The sequence below is a fragment of the Fischerella muscicola PCC 7414 genome (genome assembly GCF_000317205.1).
In the GTDB taxonomy this organism is placed as follows: Bacteria; Cyanobacteriota; Cyanobacteriia; order Cyanobacteriales; family Nostocaceae; genus Fischerella; species Fischerella muscicola.
On sequence record NZ_AJLK01000231.1, the window covers coordinates 1 to 701 of the forward strand.

Genomic DNA, 701 nt, shown 5'->3' on the forward strand with positions numbered 1-701 from the left:
TGTGGATCTACGGAAATTAGGAAAAATGGAAAGCGAAGAGGTAAACAAAATCACATTTGTACTAACTGCGCTCGCCAATTTATAGATGTGTACAATCCGGCGAAAGGATATTCAGAGGAGGTGAAACAAGAATGTTTAAAAATGTACCTGAACGGCATGGGTTTTCGTGGGATTGAGCGAGTTAAAGGTGTGCATCATACTACCATCATTTATTGGGTCAAAAAATTAGGAGAAAAACTTCCAGATGTGCCAAAAGAAGATATGATTCCAGAAGTTGGAGAACTAGATGAATTAGAGACATTCATCGGGTCAAAAAAAACAAAATTTGGCTTTGGACAGCACTAAATCACTTTACTCAGGGTATTCTAGCCTGGGTTTTAGGAGACCATAGTGCTGAAACGTTTGAGCCATTGTGGGAAATTGTTAAACATTGGAAGAGCTATTTTTATGTAACAGATGGCTGGAAAGTTTACCCAAGTTTTATCCCCGATGGAGACCAAATTGTGAGTAAAACATATATGACTAGAGTTGAAGGCGAAAATAACCGCTTGCGTCACTATTTAGCACGACTACACCGCAAAACATTGTGCTATTCAAAGTCAGTAGATATGCTGAAATATTCAATTCGATTATTACTTCATTACTTAAAGTATTGGGAAATACCCGTATTGAATTAAATCATCCCGCATTTATGCAACGCC

General features: G+C 37.8%; 1 protein-coding gene. It reads left to right on the plus strand.

All coding sequences use genetic code 11. From position 1 onward, the window contains the following. Positions 1-677 (plus strand): IS1 family transposase gene (locus UYI_RS35520; RefSeq protein ID WP_200860562.1). Its coding sequence is split into 2 segments (ribosomal slippage), with 678 coding nucleotides annotated over them: positions 1-310 and positions 310-677; the frame shifts between segments, so codons are not numbered across the junction. This gene is flagged as partial in the annotation. Between the last annotated feature and the right edge of the window lie 24 nt (positions 678-701).